We start from the raw sequence: 17,640 nt of genomic DNA, 5'->3' as shown, positions 1-17,640 counted from the left end.
ACCTGATTACTCTTCACCTGCGAACCAGGGCGCGCGGGCCGTCATGATCAATGCTGCTGCGCGCTCTTCATCGACACCTTCGATGTCTTTCAAATCATCGATGGACTGTTCTGCCAGATCTTCCATGGACACGATGCCAATGCTTGCCAGCTTGAACGCGAGATGACGGTCCATACCGTCCATGTTCAAGAGGTCTTCAGCAGGCTCGGTGCCGTCCAACGCTTCTTCAGAGGCGATGGCGAGATTGAGCAGTTCGTCCTTGGCGCGAGCACGCAGTTCCTCGACCAGTTCCTGATCGAAGTCTTCTATTTCAAGCATTTCGTCCAGCGGCACGTACGCAACTTCTTCAAGCGACGTGAAGCCTTCATCTACCAGTACGCGTGCCATTTCTTCATCCACACCCAGATGTGAGATGAAGTATTCAACGTAGCTATCGACCTCCTGGTCACGCTTGCCTTGCGCTTCCTCTTCGGTCATCACGTTAAGCGACCAGCCGGTAAGCTCCGAGGCCAGCCGTACGTTCTGACCGCTACGACCAATCGCCTGAGCCAAGTTGTCTTCGCTGACCGCGACATCCATGGCGTGCGAGTCTTCATCAACGACAATAGAGGCGACATCCGCTGGCGCCATGGCATTGATAACAAGCTGAGCGGGGTTATCGTCCCAAAGCACGATGTCGACCCGCTCGTTACGCAGTTCGTTCGAAACCGCCTGAACGCGCGACCCACGCATGCCGACGCAAGCGCCAACCGGATCGATGCGTCGGTCGTTGGTCTTGACGGCAATCTTCGCGCGCGAACCGGGATCCCGTGCCGCACCCTTGATCTCGATCAGCTGCTCGGCGATTTCCGGCACCTCGATCTTGAAAAGCTCGGTCAGGAACTCAGGACGCGTACGCGACAGAATCAGCTGGGCACCGCGCGCTTCCGGGTCGACTCGCCACAAAAGCGAGCGAACGCGCTCGTTCATGCGGTAACGCTCGCCAGGAATCATCTCATTACGCGGGAGAAATGCTTCCGCATTCTCGCCCAGGTCGATGATCAAGCCATCGCGTGTCGTTTTCTTTACCGTACCGCTCAGCAATTCGCCTTCGCGCTCGGCGTAGTGCCCAACAATTTCGGCACGCTCGGCTTCACGCACTTTCTGTACGATGACCTGCTTGGCCGTTTGGGCGGCAATACGACCGAAGGCGACGGATTCGATTTCAGCTTCGACGTATTCGTTTAAATCCAGCGGCGGCTCGCGCTCCTGGCCTGCAGACCATGGGATCTGGCGCGCCGACGTCACATAGTCTTCGTCAGGAACGACCGTCCAGCGCTGAAAGGTTTCATAATCCCCGCTTTGGCGATCGATTCGAACACGGATATCGACATCCTGCCCTTCGAAACGCTTACGAGTAGCGCTGGCCAGTGCGGCTTCCACCGCTTCGAAAATGACGCTACGAGCCACCCCTTTTTCATTGGAGATCGCATCGACGACCAGCAAAATCTCTTTGCTCATAAATATGCCTCGCCAGAAAAGCGGTTCTTAGTTATCAAACTGTGGTACGACCTGGGCGCGCTCGATTGTCTCGATCGGGAAGCCATACTCTTCCCCTTCGAACTGAAGCAGAACCTCATCACCATCGATACCTGCCAGAACACCCTTGAATTTCCGGCGGCCTTCAAAGGGCGCGCGCAGCCTGAGAGACACAATGTTCCCTGCATAGGCTTCGAAATGGGCGGGGGTAAATAGGGGACGATCCATGCCGGGCGAGGAAACTTCCAGCGTGTAATGACCCGAGATGGGATCTTCGACGTCCAGGATCGCACTGACCTGTCGACTGACGTCAGCGCAATGTTCCACGGTCACGCCATTGGCTTGATCGATATAGATCACGAGCCTTGAATGCTTGCCCTGAGCCATATAGTCGATGCCCCAGAGCTCGAACCCCATGTCGCTAATGGTGGGCTCGATCAAGGAATGGAGCGTAGATTCTTTTGTCGCCAAGGTATTACTCCTACGCAGCAGTTGCTTTAGCAGGCACCTGACCAGGAGACGTATGAGCAAAAGGTGAGGTGACTGATTGGCACTGGTGCTAACAAAAAGCCCCTTCATTTGAAGGGGCCTTTCAAAAAACTTTCCACGATTTGATCGTGGTAGCGGGGGCCGGATTTGAACCGACGACCTTCGGGTTATGAGCCCGACGAGCTACCAGGCTGCTCCACCCCGCAACATTGCGCGACGAGTATAGATGTTCGATATACAAAAATCAAATGAACATCTTCGCGCTTGCCAATCACATCCAGATGGTGCCGAAGGCGGGACTTGAACCCGCACGACCATAAGGTCACTACCCCCTCAAGATAGCGTGTCTACCAATTCCACCACTTCGGCATCAGGGGTCTGGGCAATCAATTACTTACCCAGTTACTGCTTCACTGACCGGAAGACCCTGTTTCCTTGTCTCCCGATGCTGGCGCTGAATTATCCAGACTTGAGCCGCTCTCGTCAAGGGCTTGCGTCGAATTATTTTGATCCGACGCCGAGGGGGCCGTAAGACCGCTGCCTTCAGACGCGTCACCACGCTCCTGAGCACGCTCAGAGCCCGCCGCGGAGTCACCGTCATCAAGGGTCGGTGAAAGCGATTTCTGCTGCTCGATCACGGTCGCATCCGGAATACCACTTTCATCACTGGAATCGTGACTTACGAACCAGGCCAGAGCCAGCGACGTTACAAAGAACAATGCAGCGAGAAGCCCTGTAAATTTCGCAAGAAAACTGGTGCTGCCCTGGGACCCGAACACCGTCTGAGACGCGCCGCCGCCAAAGGCAGCGCCGGCCTCGGCACCTTTTCCTTGCTGAATGAGAACCAGCGCAATCAATGCGATGGCCAGTACTACATGTACCAATAAAATGGCGACTTGCATGAGTTCAACCTGCAGCGTGACAAATGGCTATGAAATCATCCGGCTTCAATGACGCACCGCCAATCAAACCACCATCGATGTCGGCCTGGGACAAAAGCTCCTGCGCATTTGCAGGCTTCATGCTGCCTCCATAGAGAAGGCGCATGTTGTCGGCCAGATTCTCATCGTAGTGGCGAAGGCGCGCACGTAGGGATGCATGTACTTCCTGAGCCTGTTCAGGCGTGGCCGTACGACCGGTACCGATCGCCCAGACAGGTTCATACGCGACGACCAACTGACGACGCTGCTCCTCGCTCAAGCCCTTCATGACGGCATCGAGTTGACCGAGAACCACGTCATCGAAGCGATTTTCATCGCGCTCTTCCAGAGTTTCGCCGACGCAGAGAATCGGAACGATCCCCTCATCGATGGCCGCTCTTGCCTGAGCAAGAATGGCAGCGTCATCTTCCTTAAACAGGGTTCGGCGCTCAGAGTGCCCGACCAATACATAATGCACGCCGAACTCCTTCAGCATGCTGGCCGAGACAGCTCCCGTAAACGCACCGGAGGCCTCTCCATAAAGCGTTTGAGCGCCAATCTGAACAGGGGTCCCCTCGAACGCTTCATCGGCGTTTGCCAAATAGAGAAACGGCGGAATAACGGCTATATCGATCGCGTTGGATAAAAACGACGTTCGCGAGAACGCGTTCCCGAAATCTTCGATCAGCGCCAGAGATCCGTTCATTTTCCAATTGCCCGCGATCAGCGGAATACGCATGGCGATCCCCTCAGGTGGTGTTGGATGGTAATAGAGCGATTATCGGAATACAACTCGCAACTACACGGCCAGCGCCTCTTCCAGCGCGTCAGCAATGCGTTGAGCCAGCTTATTGACGTCAAAATGCGGCCGGCCTTCGACCATAACACGGATCAACGGCTCGGTTCCGGAGGGGCGCAATAATACTCGCCCCTGCTCGCCAAGCTCTTGCTCGACGCTTTCGACGGCCTGAGTCACCGTGTCGCCCTGCATCAATGCGTCCTTATCAACCCCAGGCGTCAGCCGGACGTTGATTAGAGCCTGTGGCGCCTTTTCAAGCCCCATCAGAAGTGACTGAAGCGTCTTGCCGGTACGCTGCATGACAGCCAGCACCTGCAACGCGGAAACAATTCCGTCGCCAGTGGTCTGAACGTGACCGCAGACAAGGTGCCCGGACGATTCACCACCGAGCTTCCAGCCTTTCTCTTCCATGCGCTCGAGCACATAGCGGTCGCCGACCTTGGCGCGCTCAAACGGTACGCCCAGCTTCTGAAATGCGGCTGCGAGCCCGAAGTTCGACATCAGTGTACCGACGACACCGCCACCAAGAACTTCATGATCAAACCGGTCACGCGCAATGATATAGAGGATGTCATCACCATCGACCAGCTGACCTCGCTCATCGACCATGATTACACGGTCGCCGTCCCCGTCGAAGGCCACCCCAAGGTCAGCACCGGTCTCCAGTACCTTGGCCTGCAGTGAGCGCGGGTGAGTGGAACCTACATCCTTATTGATGTTGACTCCATCAGGGGATGCGCCGATGACCGTGACATTCGCACCCAGCTCACGAAGAACGTTCGGCGCAATGTGGTAGGTGGCGCCATGAGCGCAGTCGACCACAATATTCATGCCGTGAAGGCCTGCTCGGCTTGGCATGCTGGATTTACAGAATTCGATGTAGCGACCGGCAGCATCATTGATACGTGCAACCTTGCCGAGACGGTCCGGACCGACTGTTTCGATTGGAAGCTCGAGCGCAGCCTCGATGTCGGCTTCCAGAGCATCCGGTAGCTTAGTGCCTTCACTTGAGAAGAACTTGATGCCGTTATCTTGAAACGAATTGTGGGACGCACTGATTACAACGCCCGCCTCAGCATGAAACGTGCGGGTCAGATACGCGATGCCAGGAGTCGGCATGGGCCCAAGCAAAGACACATCGACCCCCGCAGCCGAGAAACCAGCTTCAAGCGCGGACTCAAACATGTACCCGGAGATGCGGGTATCCTTGCCAATAATGACCCGAGAGCGCCCTTTCTTGGCAAATACGCGGCCTGCAGCCCATCCAAGTTTAAGCATGAAATCCGGCGTGATCGGCGACTCGCCGACGGTACCGCGAATACCATCCGTTCCAAAATACTGTCTTGCCATTAGTTAGTGCCTTCCTTTAGCACGGCCCAAGCCATATTGACGGCATCAACGGTCGGGCCAACATCATGTGTTCGTAAGATGGCCGCTCCCTGCTGCACAGCCAGTGCAGCCAGAGCCAACCCGCCCGGCAAACGGTCCTCGACCTCGCGGCCGAGAGCCTTGCCAATCATGCTTTTACGAGAAACGCCTACCAAAAGAGGGCGCTCAAGTGATTGGAGCGAGTGTAAACGATTCATTAACCGCAGATTATGCTCAATCGTCTTGGCAAAACCAAATCCGGGATCAACGATCATCTTGTCCATTGAAATGCCGGCAGCCTGACAGACCCGGATGCGATCTTCCAGAAACCGAAGCACCTCTTCCTCGATCGGCGCGTCGTAGTCCACCTGCTGCTGCATGGTGGCAGGCTCTCCGCGCATGTGCATCACGCATACGGCCAACTCACTCGCCGCCGCTGCCTCAAGCGCGCCCTCGCGTGTCAGAGAGCGGACATCATTGATAATTCCAGCCCCGGCTTTCGCTCCCTCGCGCATGACCTCAGGACAACTGGTGTCCAGCGAAACAAGGCACCCGAATTCCTCGACCAATCGCGCCACCACCGGCACAACCCGCTCAAGCTCTTCTTCGGAAGATACTACCTCAGCACCCGGTCGCGTGGACTCGCCGCCGATATCGATGATCCGAGCTCCATCACGCAACATGCTTTCAGCCTGACGAACGGCCGCGTCCATCGTTGTGTAGTGACCACCGTCAGAAAACGAATCAGGGGTTACGTTCAATACCCCCATCACCACAGGCCGAGAAAGATCGAGTGTGTGCGTGCCGCAGGCCAGCGTGCTCGGTAATGCCATTACATACCCTTAATTGGTTAAGCGAGATGCATATAAAAAAGGCCGCTCGAAGCGGCCTTTTTGTCAGTGCCCTGCAGGTCCACCAAGGGGGTCTGAGGGTCTGCGTTTTACATCGTCATCCTCTTGCGAGGATTCATCCGGCTCGGATTCATCTGATGCCGCAGGTGTACCGCCGGTCGGGCCGTTATCGTTCCAGTCCTTCGGTGGCTGCGGATAGCGACCTTCCATTATGTCCTTTATCTGGTCGGTATCGATCGTTTCGTACTGAACCAGAGCCTCAGCCATCATGTCGAGTTTTTCTCGATTATCTTCAAGCAGCTGCGCTGCCTGCTTGTAGCACTCATCGATGATTCGACGCACTTCCTTATCAAGACGCGACGTGGTTTCCGGCGAGTTGAACTTGCCACCTCCGCTGCCCGGTCCGCCAAGGAACTGATGAGACTCATCCTCGTCGTACATGAGCGGGCCCATTTCGGAAGAGAGCCCCCATTTCGCAACCATGCTATGGGCAAGTTCGGTCGCGCGCTTGATGTCATTCGAGGCGCCGGTAGTCACCCCGTTGGGGCCAAGCGTCATCTCCTCAGCGATGCGTCCACCGAACAGGGAACAGATCTGACTTAGAATCTGCTGCCGGCTGAAGCTGTAACGGTCTTCGCTGGGCAGGAACATGGTTACACCCAAGGCTCGACCACGCGGAATAATGGTCACCTTGTAGACTGGATCATGCTCGGGCATCAATAGACCGATGATCGCGTGCCCAGACTCGTGATAGGCAGTATTTCGTTTCTCTTTCTCGGACATCACCATGGAACGACGTTCAGCGCCCATCATGATCTTGTCCTTGGCAGACTCAAGCTCTTCCATCGACACCAAACGGCGATTGCGACGCGCAGCAAAAAGCGCAGCCTCATTGACGACATTGGAAAGATCGGCCCCTGAAAAGCCGGGTGTGCCGCGCGCAATAAGCTCGGGCTTGACGTCGTCGGCAAGCGGCACCTTGCGAAGATGCACATTCAGGATATGTTCACGGCCACGAATATCAGGCAGCCCGACCGTGACCTGACGATCAAAACGCCCTGGACGCAAAAGCGCGGGGTCGAGCACGTCCGGCCGGTTGGTCGCAGCAATCACGATAACGCCATCGTTCGGATCGAAACCGTCCATCTCGACCAGAAGCTGGTTCAACGTCTGCTCACGCTCGTCGTGGCCACCACCCATGCCGGAGCCACGCGAACGACCCACCGCATCGATCTCATCGATAAAGATGATGCAGGGCGACTGCTTCTTGGCCTGCTCGAACATGTCACGAACGCGCGATGCACCGACACCTACGAACATCTCGACGAAATCGGAACCGGAAATCGTAAAGAACGGTACCTTTGCTTCGCCCGCGATCGCCTTGGCAAGAAGCGTCTTACCTGTACCTGGCGGCCCCGCCATCAGGACGCCGCGCGGTATCTGTCCACCGAGCCGCTGAAACTTGGAAGGGTCTTTCAGATAGTCGACCAGCTCTTCGACTTCTTCCTTGGCTTCATCACAGCCCGCCACGTCCTTGAACGTGGTTTTGATCTGGTCCTGAGACAGGAGTTTGGCCTTGGATTTACCAAAGCTCATGGGCCCGCCCTTACCGGCGCCCCCACCCTGCATCTGGCGCATGAAGAACAGGAAGATCGCTAGGATAATAAGTATCGGGAAACTTGCGATCAAAAGCCTGGACCAGATGCTCTGCTCTTCAGGCTTCTTGCCCTGAATGACCACGCTATGGCTAAGCAGATCGTCGATCAGCTTGGGATCCTGAACCGCAGGTCGGATGGTCTGGAAGGACGAGCCATCCTGACGATCACCACTGATGGTATACCCGTCGATTGTTACCTGGCGGATCTGATCATTTTGGACCTGCTCCACAAACTGTGAGTAATTCATCGCCTGCGGTGAATTATCCACACTAAAATTATTGAACACCGTCAGCAGAACTGCTGCGATGATCAACCATAAAATCAGATTCTTAGCCATATCGTTCAAGGGATCACCCTCATTACGTCATTCCAGCGGCTCGACCCACTCAAGCACCTTTATCCTAGAGAAAGTGAGGGCTTTGAGGCAGTCTTGCAAGCCTAGGTACGAAATTCTCTTCCAAGCAAGTAGACCTCACGCGAGCGAGCGCGGGATGCCTTGGGCTTGCGCGTCATAACCTTCTTGAAATGCGACCGCATCTGTTGAAGGTAGTCATCGAACCCTTCTCCCTGAAACACCTTGACCAGAAAATTGCCTCCGGGAGAGAGCACTTGTGTTGCCATATCGAGCGCAAGCTCGACCAGATACATGGCTTGAGGCTGGTCGATGGCCGCCTGGCCGCTCATGTTCGGCGCCATATCCGACAGCACCAGATTCACGGGACGCCCATCTATCTCTGACATGATAGCATCCAGGACATCGTTTTCCGTGAAATCCCCCTTAATGAAACTCACATCGGCCAGCGCGTCCATTTCTAGAATATCGGTCGCGATGACCACACCGGACATCCCAACACGCTCGGCCGCGATCTGGCTCCAGCCACCAGGCGCAGCGCCAAGATCGACCACCGTCATTCCGGCACCCAATAACTGGTCCTTTTCATCGATCTCGAGCAATTTATAACTCGCACGGCTTCGATAGCCATCATCACGAGAGCGCTGAACATAGGCGTCGTCGAAGTGCTCCTTCAACCAATTGGCACTTGATTTGGATCGTTTCACGAGGACATTTCCTGATCACACCCTTTATTATACCGCGTAAGGCATGCAGGGTTGGCGATGGCTTGGGTGACTAGCGTAGAATGGACGCCAGCACACGAATTACCGACGTTTATACGAGCAAAGAAGATACCATGAGCCTTACAGCGGCACAAAAGAAAAGCTTTCGCAGCATCGGCCATCACCTGAACCCGGTCGTTCTGGTTTCCGAAAACGGCCTGTCCGATGGCGCCATGGCTGAAATCGATCGAGCGCTGTTCGATCATGAATTGATCAAGGTAAAGATTGCCGTACCCGATCGCGATGCGCGCAAGGCCTTGCTGTCCGAGATCAGTATGGGGACACGTTCAGAGGTTGTGCAAACTATCGGCAAGATGGTTTTGCTTTATCGAAAGAACCCCAAGGCGAAACCGAAGCTTTCCAACGTGGCACGCCACACCTCCTGAAGGTTCAACTTTCGCCCTTGTGAAAACACCAACGCCCGCATTTGCGGGCGTTGGTGTTTCAGGCAGGCTCGAGCACTCAGCGGTGCTCGACCTCACTGATTTCGTACTCGACTTCGCCGCCGGGCGTCTTGACGTTGACCACGTCGCCCTCTTCCTTGCCGATCAGCGCACGCGCGATCGGAGAAGTGACTGAAATCTTGCCCTGCTTAATGTCGGCCTCATCTTCACCAACGATTCGATAGCAGACTTCTTCGTCGGTATCGAGGTTGGTCAGACTGACCGTCACACCGAAGATCACCTTGCCATTGGCCGGCATCTTGGTGACGTCGATCACCTGGCACGCCGATAGCTTAGACTCGATCTCCTGAATACGCCCCTCGATGAACCCCTGCTGCTCCCGCGCGGCGTGATACTCGGCGTTTTCCTTCAGGTCGCCGTGCTCACGGGCTTCCGAGATTGCGGCAATCACGGTCGGGCGTTCGACACCCTTTAAATGCTCCAACTCTTCCCGAAGGGCACGCTCGCCCTCCACGGTCATGGGAAATTTATTCATAAACTACTCCTGCGTGCAGCTCCTGCAGCCGACGCACTTTAATATCGTTGCCATATTCAAGCGCCATACAGACCGCCTTAGCGCCTGCGATCGTGGTCGCATAAGGCACTTTATGAGCAAGTGCGGTACGGCGGATGACGGAGGAATCGCTGATCGCCTGACGGCCTTCGGTGGTATTTACGATGTAGGCCACTTCGTCGTTTTTGAGCATATCGACAATATGCGGACGGCCTTCGTACACCTTGTTGACCACGCTGACCTCGATGCCCGCCTCGGTAAGCGCCTCGGCAGTGCCTCGAGTTGCGATCAAGGAAAAGCCCAATGTTAGCAGAGAGCGTGCCACATCGATAACCTCGGCCTTATCCGGGTCCCGAACCGACAGAAACGCCGTGCGGTCGCCGGTTAACGGCGGCATCGCCTCACTCGCGCCGATCTGGGCCTTATAGAACGCCTCGGCGAAGGTCTCGCCACTGCCCATCACCTCACCGGTGGATTTCATTTCCGGCGTCAGGATCGGGTCAACGCCCGGGAACTTGTTGAACGGGAATACCGCTTCCTTGACGCTGTAGAAACTCGGGATGCGCTCGAGGGTGAAGTTCTGCTCGGCAAGCGTCTGACCGGCCATGCAGCGCGCCGCTACTTGGGCAAGCGAACGCCCGATGCACTTGGACACGAACGGCACGGTGCGTGACGCTCTCGGGTTGACCTCGATCACATAGATCTCGCCATCCTGCCACGCCAGCTGCACGTTCATTAAGCCCACCACGTTCAGCTCCAGCGCCATACGCTTGACCTGATCGCGCATCTCGTCCTGCACATCGGCGGGCAGCGAATACGGCGGCAGCGAGCAGGCGGAGTCGCCGGAGTGCACGCCGGCCTGTTCGATGTGCTGCATGATGCCGCCAATCACGACCTGCTTACCGTCGCTGACAGCATCGATGTCAACTTCCACCGCGTGATTCAGGAAGTGGTCGAGCAGCACCGGTGAGTCGTTGGAGACCTTGACCGCATACGTCATATAACGCTCGAGTTCGTCGGCGGTGTAAACGATCTCCATCGCCCGGCCGCCCAGTACGTAGCTTGGGCGCACCACCAGCGGATAACCGATGGTTTCGGCCTTGGTGAACGCCTCCTCGAAACTCCGCGCCGTCGCGTTGGGCGGCTGCTTCAGGCCAAGCTTTTCGATCATGTGCTGGAATCGCTCACGGTCTTCAGCCCGGTCGATCGCATCAGGCGTGGTACCGATGATCGGCACGCCCGCCGCCTCGAGATCACGCGCAAGCTTGAGAGGGGTCTGTCCACCGAACTGCACGATCACGCCGACCGGCTTTTCCTTGGCGACGATCTCAAGCACATCTTCAAGCGTTACCGGCTCGAAATAGAGACGGTCACTGGTGTCGTAATCGGTCGAAACGGTTTCAGGGTTGCAGTTGACCATGATGGTTTCATAGCCGTCTTCGCGCATGGCGAGTGCGGCGTGAACGCAGCAGTAGTCGAACTCGATGCCCTGACCGATCCGGTTCGGACCGCCACCGAGCACCATGATTTTTTCACGGTCGCTTGGCTCGGCTTCGCACTCTTCCTCGTAGGTCGAGTACATGTACGCCGTGGACGTGGCAAACTCGGCCGCGCAGGTGTCGACGCGCTTGTAGGCCGGGTGCAGGCCGAGCGTGTGACGAAACGCCCGGAACTCATTTTCGGACACACCCATCAGGTGTGCGATGCGCTCATCGCTGAAGCCCTTGCGCTTCCAGCCAAAGACCTCGCGGTAATCGAGGTCGGCAAAGCCCTTCGTGCCGATGACCGCCTCAAGCTCGATCAGCTCCTGAATCTGAACCAGGAACCAGCGATCGATCTTGGTGTAATTGAACACCTGATCAAGCGAGAGACCGGCTCTGAAGGCGTCCGCAACATAGAACATGCGGTCGGCGCCTGGACGTTGAAGCTCGCCCTGAAGCAGGGTCATCGATTCATCGTCGAAACGGGTCAGTTTCGGTGCGAACCCGTCCACACCGATCTCAAGGCCGCGCAGCGCTTTCTGCATCGACTCCTGATAGGTACGACCGATCGCCATGACCTCGCCCACTGATTTCATCTGGGTGGTCAGGCGGTCGTTGGCCTGCGGGAATTTTTCAAACGTGAACCGGGGAATCTTGGTCACGACGTAGTCGATCGCCGGCTCGAACGACGCAGGCGTCGCCCCACCGGTGATGTCGTTTTGAAGCTCGTCGAGGGTGTAACCTATCGCAAGCTTTGCCGCGATCTTGGCGATCGGGAAGCCAGTGGCTTTCGAGGCCAGCGCCGACGAGCGCGACACTCGCGGATTCATCTCGATGACGACCATCCGCCCGGTGTTCGGGTCCACGCCGAACTGCACGTTGGACCCGCCGGTTTCGACACCGATCTCGCGCAGCACCGCAAGGGATGCGTTACGCATCAACTGATATTCCTTGTCGGTCAGTGTCTGCGCTGGTGCAACCGTAATGGAGTCGCCGGTGTGCACGCCCATCGGGTCGAAGTTCTCGATCGCACATACGATGATGCAGTTGTCGTTCTTGTCCCGAACGACCTCCATCTCGTACTCCTTCCAGCCCAAAAGCGATTCGTCGATCAAAAGCTCATGGTTGGAGGACAGCTCGAATCCGCGGTGGCAGATCTCTTCGAACTCTTCCTTGTTGTACGCCACGCCGCCGCCGGAGCCGCCCATGGTGTAGGACGGACGAATGATGCAGGGGAAGCCGAGTTCGCTCTGAATCTCCCACGCCTCATCCATCTCATGCGCGATCTTGGCTTTCGGGCACTCGAGGCCGATGTTCTTCATCGCCTGGTCGAACAGGTCGCGGTCTTCGGCTTTCTCGATGGTCTGAGCGTTGGCGCCGATCATCTCGACACCGAACTTCTCCAGCACGCCCTGGCGCTCGAGTTCGAGCGCACAGTTGAGCGCCGTCTGGCCGCCCATGGTCGGCAGCAGAACATCGGGGCGCTCTTTTTCGATGATGCGCGCGACCGTTTCCCACGTGATGGGCTCGATGTAGGTCGCGTCCGCCATGACCGGGTCGGTCATGATGGTGGCCGGGTTGGAGTTGACCAGAATGACCCGGTACCCCTCTTCACGCAGCGCCTTACACGCCTGAGCGCCGGAATAGTCGAACTCGCAGGCCTGGCCGATAACGATCGGGCCAGCGCCAATGATCAGAATGCTTTGGATGTCGGTACGTTTGGGCATGACAGTGTCCGCGTAAACCTGGTGATGTAATACAAAAAGCGTGTTCGGCGACTTAACTGCGGCGCTCGGCCATCATCGCGACAAACCGGTCGAACAGCGGCGCCACATCGTGCGGCCCCGGGCTCGCTTCCGGATGACCCTGAAAGCTGAAGGCCGGGCAATCGGTGCGCTCGATGCCTTGAAGCGTCTGGTCGAACAGCGAGCGATGCGTCGCCTTGAGGTTGGCCGGAAGCGTCGTTTCATCAACCGCGAACCCGTGGTTCTGGCTGGTGATCATGACCACGCCGGACTCAAGGTCCTGCACCGGATGGTTCGCACCATGGTGGCCATGCCCCATCTTGACGGTCTTGGCGCCACTGGCCAGCGCCAGAAGCTGATGCCCGAGGCATATCCCGAAGACCGGCACGCCACGCTCGAGAATGCCCGAAATTGCGGTAATGGCGTAATCGCAAGGCTCGGGGTCGCCCGGGCCATTGGAAAGAAACACGCCATCCGGGTTCATGGCCAGCACGTCATCGGCCGGCGTCTGCGCCGGAACCACCGTGACTCGACAGCCACGGCTTGTCAGCATGCGGAAGATGTTGTACTTGGTGCCGTAATCAAAGGCCACGACGTGGTACGGACGGCTCTGACCGGCCGCGTCCAGATACCCCTTGCCCAGCACCCACTCGCCTTCGTGCCACTCGAACGTTTTCTCGACGCTCGATTCCTTCGCCAGATCCATCCCCTTGAGCCCCGGAAACCCGCGCGCCGCCTCGAGCGCCCGCTCGGCGGCGTCATCGCCTTCGGCAGCACTGCCTGCAAGGATCGCGCCGTTCTGAGCCCCCTTGTCCCGCAAAATGCGCGTCAGCTTGCGGGTATCGATGTCAGCAATGCCCTGAATGTTCTGGGCGGCCAGATACTCATCGAGGCCGCGAACGCTTCGAAAGTTACTGACCAGACGGGGCAGATCACGAATGATCAGGCCAGCGGCGCAGATGCGCTGTGACTCGATGTCTTCTTCGTTGATGCCGGTGCTGCCGATGTGGGGGTATGTGAGGGTAACGATCTGGCGGGAGTAGGAGGGGTCGGTCAGTATTTCCTGATAGCCGGTCATCGCCGTATTGAAGACGACTTCGCCGCTGCTTTCGCCTTCTGCACCAATGGAAATACCGTGAAATACAGTGCCATCTTCCAATGCAAGTATTGCCGGTTTCAACGCAACATCCTCCCAAGACTATCGATCTCTCGGGCCTGACGTTTCCTTGTTGCCGTGATGATACCGGCTCAGGGGCAGTCAGGGCCGAGCCTGCAGGTCGCAAAAAAGCGGGACGAAAGCCTTGTGAGGTTCCATCCCGCTTTTTGTGTACGGTGGCTTCGACGCGCCCTCTGTCGGCGGCCAAATTGGATCGATGATACCCGATTCAGCCTGCCGACACCAGCGACTCACTTGATTCCGAGCACATCCTGCATGTCGAACCGGCCAGCGGGCTGTGTTGCGACCCACGCAGCCGCCCGCACCGCGCCCTTGCCGAACGTCATCCGGCTCGAGGCCTTGTGGGTAAGCTCAATGCGCTCGCCTTCGGTCGCGAACAGCACCGTGTGCTCGCCGACGATGTCGCCGGCCCGGACCGTCGCGAAGCCGATCTCGTCATCACGCCGCGGGCCGCACTGACCTTCACGGGCAAACACGCCATGCTCCTTGAGAGTACGCCCGAGCGGCTCGGCCACCGCGTCACCGAGCATCAATGCCGTGCCGGAGGGCGCATCGACCTTATGGCGATGGTGCGCCTCGATCACCTCGATGTCATAGCCGGCATCGCCCAGCGCCTTCGACGCCGTTTTCAAAAGGTTTACCAACAGATTCACCCCGGTGCTCATGTTGGCGGCAAAAACCATCGGTACGCGGTCCTTGTAGCTGTCGAGCGCTTCGAGTTCTTCATCGGTAAAGCCGGTGGTGCCAATCACGATCGCCTTGCCGTGTTCGGCACAAAAGGCCAGATTATCAAGCGTCAACTGCGGGGTAGTGAAATCGATCAACACATCGATATCGTCGGCCACGGCGCGCACATCACCCGTTGTGGCCACATCAATCCGGCCAAGCCCGGCAAGCTCACCGGCATCGACGCCAACCAGCGAGCTGCCCGGCCGAATCACGGCAGCGCCGAGCGTTGCGTTATCGGCCTGATGCGCCGCGGTTAGAAGTACACGGCCCATGCGCCCGGCGGCACCCATAATGGCAATACGTGTCATGTAGTCCCTCTTGATGGCTTGTAGTACGCTTTTGCGCACTATAACGCAATCGAGTCGCCAACCGGATGCCCAAGCACCCCCGAATTCTTCTAGCCACGTATGCTCTTGGCCTGGCCCTGAGTGGCTGTTCGATGGCAGGCCCTGTCAGCATGGGCCAGGCAGGCGAAGGCCCATCGGAAAGCGTTCAGTGGTGCGGAACCCTGAACCTGCCCGGCGAGACCCCGCAAGGCGACACGCTTGGCGGCATCTCGGATCTGGCCTTCGATGCGCAGACGAACACGCTCTATCTGCTCTCCGACCGCGCCCGCCTCTACTGGGGCACGCTCACCTTTGAAGGCGATACGCTCCGCGATCTGACGATCCAGGGCAGCACCCGGCTTACCGACCCCCGAGGCCGGATTCTCAAAAGCAGCGCCGGCGACTCCGAAGGCATGACGCTGACCCAGGACGCCCAAGGGCAAAAGCGTCTGTTGATCGGACTGGAACTCGACGACCGCCTGCAATACTTCACGCTGAACGGCCGCGCCGTCGGCGCTCCGCTTCGGCCCGAGGCGCTCGACGGCGTTCGCTACAACGGTGGACTCGAGGCGGTCGGCACCCTCGAGGACGGCACCATTATTGCCGGGCTCGAACGGCCGCCCAGGGGCGCTCCGGCCAAGACAACGCGGCTTTTTGATGTACACGGCCATACGTGGCACTACGAACTGGCCGAGCCGTCTCAAAGCAGCCTGACCGCACTTGCGCCTCTCGGTGAGGGCATTTTGACGCTCGAGCGCGCCTTCGACCCGCCAAGGCCGCTTGCCATTTCACTTCGCTACGCAAGACTCGACTCATCGAACCACGCAGACGTCTCGACACTTGCCACCCTGTACTCGAGCGACGGCTGGCTTTTGGATAACTTCGAGGGCCTGACGCGCTTGAGGCCCGGCCGTTACCTCATGGTCAGCGACGACAATTTCAACCTGATTCAACACACTCTATTGAGCTGCATGGACATCACGCTCCCCCATAAAAAAACGCCGCAGTAAGCGGCGTTTTCCAAAGGCATCGAGCGCACGATCAGATCGGCATCTGAATCCCGGCCATCTGCACCAGATCGATCAACGGCTGCGGGTAGACACCGATCAAGAACACCAGCGCGGCCAAAAGCAGCACCATCAGACCACCAACCTGCTGCGCCCAGTCGTTTGGCGCATCGCGCTCGGGCTCATCGGCGGATTTCAGGTACAGCGTGACCATGACCCGCAGGTAGTAATAAAGCCCCAGCGCGCTTCCAAGCACCACACCCCCAACCAGCCACCAGAGTTCGGATTCGACCCCGACGGTGAAGATATAGAACTTGCCGATGAAGCCAGCGGTCATCGGAATGCCGGCAAGGGACAGCATCATCACGGTCAGCACCGCCGTCAGGTACGGCCGGCGCCAGAACAGACCGCGGTAATGGTACAAAAGCCCTGCATCCGAGCCCTTGTACGGGCTCGAGACCAGTGTGATTACGCCGAACGCGCCGAGCGTCGTGGCCACATACGTTGCCAGATAAATCGCCGCCGCCTCGAGCGCCAGACCGTCGCTCGCCACCAGCGCCGTCAACAGATAGCCCAGATGCGCGATCGACGAATACCCGATGATGCGTTTCAGGTTTTTCTGCATCAGTGCCAACAGATTACCCACCACCATCGACAACAGCGCCATCAACGCGATCACGGTATGAAGCCAGCCGTCCCCCGTCGCCGGTGCCAAACTGAACAACCGCATCAGCACCGCAAACACCGCAATCTTGCTGACGGTGGCCAGAAACGCAGATACCGGTGCCGGCGCCCCTTCGTAGACGTCCGGCGTCCACAGATGAAATGGCGCGACGGAGAGCTTGAAACCGAGCCCAACGACCATCAGGCCAACGCCTGCCACGACCCAGTTGCTGTGAAGCGCGTCATTGGCAAGACTCGCCCCGAGGCCAGTGAACGAGAGCGTGCCGCTTTCGGCGTATAAAAGCGCCATCCCGAACAGTAGAAACGCGCTCGCCATGGCCGAGAGCACCATGTACTTGATGCCCGCCTCAAGCGACAGCCGCTCCTTGAAGGCGTAGGCCGCCATGCCATAGAGCGGCAGCGACATCAGCTCGAGCCCGATGAACAACGACGTCAGATGCTGGCTCGACACCAGCAAAAGCCCGCCGGCCACCGAGCAGCCAAGCAGCATATAGAACTCATCGCGCTGATCCGGCAGCGTTTCCAGGTAGGCGTAGGCAAGCGTTGAACACGCAAGCGCCGCGATCAGGATCATCGCCATGTACAGGATACTGTAGTGGTCGATCATCACCAGCGGCGTGACCTGAATCGGGGCGACCTGCCCGACCAGAATCAGGGAGGCAAGCGCGGCGTTGAGGCCGATGACCGTAAGCGTTGCGCTCACGAAATGGCTGCGCCGCCACGCCACCGTCAGCATGACGATCACCACGGTCACACAGACCAGCATCAGCGGCAAAAGCGCAATTAGATGTGAAGATGTCAGATTCATGGCGGCC

Annotated in this window: 15 protein-coding genes and 2 tRNA genes; 2 read left to right on the top strand and 15 right to left on the bottom strand. The window is 57.9% G+C overall.

Features of this window, described 5'->3' with window-relative positions; all coding sequences use genetic code 11:
• Positions 1-6 precede the first annotated feature (6 nt).
• The 10 genes from nusA to rlmE all read right to left on the bottom strand — a co-directional run bounded on the left by nusA (position 7) and on the right by rlmE (position 8,662).
• Positions 7-1,500, bottom strand: a complete 1,494-nt coding sequence (nusA, locus tag NAT49_RS13835) for a transcription termination factor NusA (protein WP_251595197.1) — start codon at positions 1,498-1,500, stop codon at positions 7-9.
• Positions 1,501-1,527: 27 nt separating this feature from the next.
• Positions 1,528-1,989, bottom strand: coding sequence for a ribosome maturation factor RimP (gene rimP / locus NAT49_RS13830; protein ID WP_251595194.1), 462 nt, complete (start codon positions 1,987-1,989; stop codon positions 1,528-1,530).
• A gap of 147 nt (positions 1,990-2,136) precedes the next feature.
• Positions 2,137-2,213 (bottom strand) — tRNA-Met (locus tag NAT49_RS13825).
• Positions 2,214-2,289: 76 nt separating this feature from the next.
• Positions 2,290-2,376: transfer RNA gene (locus NAT49_RS13820), tRNA-Leu, on the bottom strand.
• 41 nt (positions 2,377-2,417) lie between these two features.
• Positions 2,418-2,909 carry a preprotein translocase subunit SecG gene (gene secG / locus NAT49_RS13815; RefSeq protein ID WP_251595192.1) on the bottom strand — a complete coding sequence of 164 codons (492 nt, stop codon included), beginning with the start codon at positions 2,907-2,909 and terminating at the stop codon, positions 2,418-2,420.
• 4 nt (positions 2,910-2,913) lie between these two features.
• A complete protein-coding gene (gene tpiA, locus NAT49_RS13810) occupies positions 2,914-3,666 on the bottom strand; it encodes a triose-phosphate isomerase (protein ID WP_251595190.1) in 753 nt (250 codons plus the stop codon).
• A 60-nt stretch (positions 3,667-3,726) separates the two neighbouring features.
• Positions 3,727-5,076, bottom strand: a complete 1,350-nt coding sequence (gene glmM / locus NAT49_RS13805) for a phosphoglucosamine mutase (RefSeq protein WP_251595188.1) — start codon at positions 5,074-5,076, stop codon at positions 3,727-3,729.
• Positions 5,076-5,927 carry a dihydropteroate synthase gene (gene folP, locus NAT49_RS13800; RefSeq protein ID WP_445352063.1) on the bottom strand — a complete coding sequence of 284 codons (852 nt, stop codon included), beginning with the start codon at positions 5,925-5,927 and terminating at the stop codon, positions 5,076-5,078. The genes glmM and folP overlap by 1 nt, the downstream gene beginning before the upstream one ends.
• Before the next feature lie 63 nt (positions 5,928-5,990).
• Positions 5,991-7,949 (bottom strand): ATP-dependent zinc metalloprotease FtsH, encoded by a 1,959-nt coding sequence (ftsH, locus tag NAT49_RS13795; protein ID WP_251595186.1) that lies wholly within the window; start codon positions 7,947-7,949, stop codon positions 5,991-5,993.
• Positions 7,950-8,041: 92 nt separating this feature from the next.
• Positions 8,042-8,662 carry a 23S rRNA (uridine(2552)-2'-O)-methyltransferase RlmE gene (gene rlmE / locus NAT49_RS13790; RefSeq protein ID WP_251595184.1) on the bottom strand — a complete coding sequence of 207 codons (621 nt, stop codon included), beginning with the start codon at positions 8,660-8,662 and terminating at the stop codon, positions 8,042-8,044.
• Between the two features lie 131 nt (positions 8,663-8,793).
• Here rlmE and yhbY point away from each other — a divergent pair, with 131 nt between their 5' ends.
• On the top strand, positions 8,794-9,105 hold the full coding sequence (yhbY, locus tag NAT49_RS13785) for a ribosome assembly RNA-binding protein YhbY (protein WP_251595264.1): 312 nt from the start codon (positions 8,794-8,796) through the stop codon (positions 9,103-9,105).
• 76 nt (positions 9,106-9,181) lie between these two features.
• Here the strand turns inward: yhbY and greA are convergent, their stop codons facing one another.
• From greA to dapB, 4 genes are all read right to left on the bottom strand, one after another.
• Entirely contained in the window at positions 9,182-9,658 is a 477-nt protein-coding gene (greA, locus tag NAT49_RS13780) for a transcription elongation factor GreA (protein ID WP_251595182.1), read from the bottom strand.
• Positions 9,651-12,884: a carbamoyl-phosphate synthase large subunit gene (carB, locus tag NAT49_RS13775; RefSeq protein WP_251595180.1), complete on the bottom strand. Its 3,234-nt coding sequence runs from the start codon at positions 12,882-12,884 to the stop codon at positions 9,651-9,653. Before carB ends, greA begins: the two co-directional genes overlap by 8 nt.
• Before the next feature lie 52 nt (positions 12,885-12,936).
• Entirely contained in the window at positions 12,937-14,082 is a 1,146-nt protein-coding gene (gene carA, locus NAT49_RS13770) for a glutamine-hydrolyzing carbamoyl-phosphate synthase small subunit (RefSeq protein WP_251595178.1), read from the bottom strand.
• A 227-nt stretch (positions 14,083-14,309) separates the two neighbouring features.
• Positions 14,310-15,116: a 4-hydroxy-tetrahydrodipicolinate reductase gene (gene dapB / locus NAT49_RS13765; protein ID WP_251595176.1), complete on the bottom strand. Its 807-nt coding sequence runs from the start codon at positions 15,114-15,116 to the stop codon at positions 14,310-14,312.
• A 65-nt stretch (positions 15,117-15,181) separates the two neighbouring features.
• On the opposite strand from dapB, the gene NAT49_RS13760 reads away from it, so the two are divergent.
• Positions 15,182-16,144 carry an esterase-like activity of phytase family protein gene (locus NAT49_RS13760; RefSeq protein ID WP_251595174.1) on the top strand — a complete coding sequence of 321 codons (963 nt, stop codon included), beginning with the start codon at positions 15,182-15,184 and terminating at the stop codon, positions 16,142-16,144.
• Positions 16,145-16,175: 31 nt separating this feature from the next.
• On the opposite strand, the gene nuoN is transcribed toward NAT49_RS13760, so the two are convergent.
• Entirely contained in the window at positions 16,176-17,633 is a 1,458-nt protein-coding gene (nuoN, locus tag NAT49_RS13755) for an NADH-quinone oxidoreductase subunit NuoN (RefSeq protein ID WP_251595172.1), read from the bottom strand.
• Positions 17,634-17,640: the final 7 nt, after the last annotated feature.

Origin of the sequence: Larsenimonas suaedae (genome assembly GCF_023712105.1) — a bacterium.
Classification (GTDB): Bacteria; Pseudomonadota; Gammaproteobacteria; order Pseudomonadales; family Halomonadaceae; genus Larsenimonas; species Larsenimonas suaedae.
Note: the sequence above shows the minus strand (reverse complement) of the source record. Positions and strands in the feature narration are given on the sequence as shown.